4 protein-coding genes, 1 tRNA gene and 1 pseudogene are annotated in these 3,853 nt (G+C 32.1%); 2 read left to right on the top strand and 4 right to left on the bottom strand.

What is annotated here, in order from left to right:
• The first annotated feature begins 209 nt into the window (after positions 1-209).
• A tRNA-Met gene (locus VFS71_RS07385) sits at positions 210-283 on the top strand.
• Positions 284-375: 92 nt separating this feature from the next.
• On the opposite strand, the gene VFS71_RS07380 is transcribed toward VFS71_RS07385, so the two are convergent.
• The 4 genes from VFS71_RS07380 to VFS71_RS07365 all read right to left on the bottom strand — a co-directional run bounded on the left by VFS71_RS07380 (position 376) and on the right by VFS71_RS07365 (position 3,570).
• On the bottom strand, positions 376-1,647 hold the full coding sequence (locus tag VFS71_RS07380) for a tyrosine-type recombinase/integrase (RefSeq protein ID WP_326400285.1): 1,272 nt from the start codon (positions 1,645-1,647) through the stop codon (positions 376-378).
• The gene (locus VFS71_RS07375; protein ID WP_326400284.1) at positions 1,644-2,150 is read right to left on the bottom strand and encodes a hypothetical protein; all 507 of its coding nucleotides are present in this window, start codon (positions 2,148-2,150) and stop codon (positions 1,644-1,646) included. The genes VFS71_RS07380 and VFS71_RS07375 overlap by 4 nt, the downstream gene beginning before the upstream one ends.
• Positions 2,151-2,341: 191 nt before the next feature.
• Positions 2,342-2,692, bottom strand: a complete 351-nt coding sequence (locus VFS71_RS07370; RefSeq protein WP_326400283.1) for a hypothetical protein — start codon at positions 2,690-2,692, stop codon at positions 2,342-2,344.
• A 2-nt stretch (positions 2,693-2,694) separates the two neighbouring features.
• The gene (locus VFS71_RS07365; RefSeq protein WP_326400282.1) at positions 2,695-3,570 is read right to left on the bottom strand and encodes a hypothetical protein; all 876 of its coding nucleotides are present in this window, start codon (positions 3,568-3,570) and stop codon (positions 2,695-2,697) included.
• A 173-nt stretch (positions 3,571-3,743) separates the two neighbouring features.
• On the opposite strand from VFS71_RS07365, the pseudogene VFS71_RS07360 reads away from it, so the two are divergent.
• Positions 3,744-3,853 (top strand): annotated as a pseudogene (locus VFS71_RS07360) (transcriptional regulator); the annotation flags it as partial.

The raw sequence follows: 3,853 nt of genomic DNA, 5'->3' as shown, positions 1-3,853 counted from the left end.
ACTGAGGAGAGGAATTTATGGGGAATTCGATTTCGTAACGCACTTTTAAATCCATGAATATCGCTTAATTTTTTTTCGAATATATAGATTATTACTCCAATAAAAAAACGTTTTGAAAAAAAAATATTTTTTGTTGTTTTTTGCTTGCAAACTCTAATTATTGTTTTATATTTGCACCCGCATTCAGGGATAGGATATATCTCAAATATGGCGAGGTAGCTCAGTCGGTTAGAGCGCAGGATTCATAACCCTGAGGTCACGGGTTCAACTCCCGTCTTCGCTACAGAAACAAACCCTTAAACATCAATTGTTTAAGGGTTTTTTATTGGTGTAAATTTAGCAAAAAAGATAGACCAAAAGATAAAAAGTGAGGAATTAGAGTGAGGAATCTGATCCAAATATTTTTATTTCAACAGCCCCTTTTTCAACTACCGATAAAATTTGTGGGTCTATATAATATGATTCCAAAACTTTTGTCGTTGAATGTGAAGTTAGTAATCCTGTTTCTTTTTGCATTACTTGATGTACCCATGTGATATATGTTTTCCTTAAACTCTTCAAACTAATATCTTTTTTGATGCCAGTTCCATTTTTGTAATGTGTAAAAGATTTTGAAAGTGAATCCATAATTGTTTTTGATTTGACTTTTCTTTCAGGCAATAAAATATAATCGTTAGTTTGTTTTTTCTCATGATATCCCATCTCCACTAGTAAGTCAAACAAATCAGAATTTATTGGAATGTATTTATATAATCCATCAATATTGAGACTTCGCTCTACTTTTAAGTTTTGGATTCTAAAAAATTTCACCCCACTAACAGCTACATAAATATCACTCCACCGTAGATCAACAATTTCCTCTCGTCTTCCTCCAGTTAACAAAAACAATCTAAAGCCATCTTTCAAATACGGTTTAAACATATTTTTCCGTTCTCCTCTACCCCCAAGAACAAGAAAAGGACTATAAGCATCAACCGCCTCAAGAATTGCAGTAAATTCTTCTTTGGTGACTGAATCAATATTTGTTTTTCGTATCTGTTTGCGAGAATATTTCCTAAAAGGATTTTTCATCTCAACTTCTTCAATATCTATAAGAAAATCAAAAAAACCTTTGACTCCATTCATACATTTGTTAAAAGTTTTAGGACTATAATGGCTATCTGCCCAAGAATAAAAATTAGATACGTCTTGCCTACTGATATCTTTAATTCTAGTCAACTCAATGTTTTTATTTTTCTTTAATGTCTGGGCAAAATATTTACAAAATCGTATCAATTCCTTACGGTGTTCATTAGTAACGTCCTTTTTAAATTGAGCATACTCACTTTGACCATTTAAATAATGGTTATACTTTATTATGGAATCAATAACAGAATAGTCATTTCCTTCTGCTGAATCAACTACTATTGTTTGATAATTAGTGGATTTTAAGTATTTTTCAAAATTGATAGCTTCAATTACAGCGTCACTATAGACCTTTGATTTCAATATTTTAGACTTGACACTCTTTTGGGTCCCTGGAATATGAACTCTTACTTTATAAGTAAAGCTTTCAAAATGATTACATTTAGGATTATCTACTTTACATTTTTTACAATAAATCTTAATTCCTTTATATTTTTTCTTTGGAAGTACTAACCTATTCATTTCATCAAATCATTATATAATTTCTCATCCCCAATACCCCTCTTCACCTTTGTGGTTGGACCGTAATCAAACTCTCCCTCTATTTGTAAAACCAAAAGTTCATATGCATTCTGATCTTTAACCAGATTTCTGTATATTTTTTTCCATTTTAAGGGGTACTTAAATTTTAAAGATCTCACAAAAGGTTTGTCAATCTCGCATATAACTTCAATTTCGTAAACAATATTTTGTTTGGAAAATTTATGAATTAAAATACCTTGCCTTTCTAGCCATCTTTTAGCTGTTACATTATTAAGAAGATTTAATTTAGCCGCAACTTCTGGAATTGTTAAAATTGACAAACTATTTACTTTATCTTGTTTCTTTTCAATATTCTCTACAACTTCCCTAGACATCCTTTTCTGCTGTTCAGAAGTTAAAGATCTCTCCTCAGCCTTTAATACTTTCAAAGTTTTCACCCTAGTGATTTTTCTTTTTTCACCCGTTTCTTCATTTTCCATCATACACCTCCTCTTTCAATAATAAAAGACCATTTTAACCGTCTTCACTAATTCGACATTAAATCACACTTCCTATCAAAGATAGGAAGTAGTTTTCTCACTATCTTAGGCAAAATATAGTCATGATAGGGATTGAAATTATTGATCATCAAAAGATAAGCCCCCAAAATTGCACGATTTATTTCTGATCTGAATCATTCTTGTTTTTCTTTACTGTGACAGTGTACAGGAGGAAATAAGTCGTTTATCTCATTTAGAAGTTCAAATTCATCTATTGGAAATAATTGCAGAGCAATTCCCTGAATAAGTCCAACATCAATCGACCTGTTTTCTATTGTAATGGGAAGTTCAGCACCATCATGATCCAGAGCTACAATACATAACCTCATCAGATTTCTTATTACTGAGGCAAGCTCATAATAATCATACACTTTAATTTCAGCAGTGTGCATCCTGTTTTTATTATCAACTGGTCTCAAAGTATTGAGACAATTTGAAGTTAACCTTTTAATAGTCTCTAATTTATTAATTTCATCTGTTTCCATGATTATTCTTTATTTTCTATGATTTGATTTTCTTCACTTTGAATTTGCCCTAACCTATCAAGTTCTGTTTGTATCAAAACATCCGCTTGTTTTTTAAATTTACCACATCTTTCTTCCAGTAACTGGTAGTATAAATAATCAACATCATTGGTTTTACTAAAACGTAAAGTATTTGGCTGTTGTTTCAGTAGATTAAACATGGATTGGTCTTCCTTAGTTGTACGGGGAAAGAAGTCTGTCGTTACGGTGGTGAAGCAGGCGCACAGATTAAATAGATGGTCTAATGAAAAGTGATTCGGAGTGTAACCTAAAAAAACACGAATCAAAGACAAACAAACTTGTTCCACTATTTGATGAAGACCAGACATTTTTACCTCATCGGAGGAACTGGCATCATCATCATTATAAACCCAGCCCCAAATAGTGGCAATAGTATTTACTCTCCATGCCACATAAAGTGATGTAGATTTTAGATTCCTTTTTGGAGTTCCATCAGTTATAAGATAAGGAGGTTTGTCTGCATTTAGGTATAGCACCTCTGCATTTTGCATGAAGTTCCAGAAAAAATACTGCTGGTCGTCTTGCATTTTTTTTAGGCTTTGCATATGGTGTATAAGAAGCGTAGCTGTTAAGCACCCATCAGTTTTCGTTTTTATTTTGTCACTAATATCATTGGTTGCATTTTCTATGGTTTCTTCTGCAAGAACCAGCAGATATAAATGAGTATGTTTTTTCTGTATGTCTCTATCAGGATAAAGTGTAACAGTTGCATTCTCATTTGATTCACGCCTGCCAAAACAATAAATAGCTGCTGTTTTGATATGGTCTTTAATTGTTGCTTCTAATTCTTTTTGCTGTGAATAATCAATCGCTTTCATAATTTTGCTTTTTTAGTTAATACTTATCCGAAAAATTGTATTTTTGTTTAATACACAGCAAGTAAGCAATAGATTGTACCGTACCGAACTATTGGAAATTGTATCTCACAAAAGCAAGCTTGTTTTTTACCAAGACCCATTTTTTAAAAAAGAATTTTAAATACCTTTGAGCTATGAACACAGCAACAAAACCAAAACATATTGGCAGGAATATCAGCCGAATAAGAGAACTTAGAGGTATGAAACAAGAAGCATTGGCTAACGCTATTGGTGTAAGCCAACA

The sequence above is a fragment of the Flavobacterium sp. genome (assembly GCF_035760125.1).
Classification (GTDB): domain Bacteria; phylum Bacteroidota; class Bacteroidia; order Flavobacteriales; family Flavobacteriaceae; genus Flavobacterium.
The sequence above is the reverse complement of the archived record's forward strand: the minus strand, read 5'-3'. Positions and strand labels throughout refer to the sequence as shown.